Raw genomic sequence first — 246 nt, 5'->3', positions numbered from 1 at the left:
GATGCCGATCATCGAATCGAAACTGAACCCGCGCTCGGAAGACTTCCGCGCGAATGCCGCCGCGCTCGAGGCGGTCGTCGCCGACCTGCGCGCGAAGATCGAACAGCTCGCGCAAGGCGGCGGCCAGGCCGCGCGCGACAAGCACCTGTCGCGCGGCAAGCTGCTGCCGCGCGACCGCATCGCGCAACTGCTCGATCCGGGCGCGCCTTCCTCGAGTTCTCGCAGCTCGCGGCGAACGGCATGTAC

1 pseudogene is annotated in these 246 nt (G+C 69.5%); it reads left to right on the top strand.

The window, feature by feature from the left end:
• Positions 1-246: pseudogene (locus ACSNOC_RS28005) on the top strand (hypothetical protein); the annotation flags it as partial.

The sequence above is a fragment of the Streptomyces sp. URMC 129 genome (assembly GCF_051386415.1).
Classification (GTDB): domain Bacteria; phylum Actinomycetota; class Actinomycetes; order Streptomycetales; family Streptomycetaceae; genus Streptomyces.
This window is presented reverse-complemented; position numbering and strand designations above follow the sequence as displayed.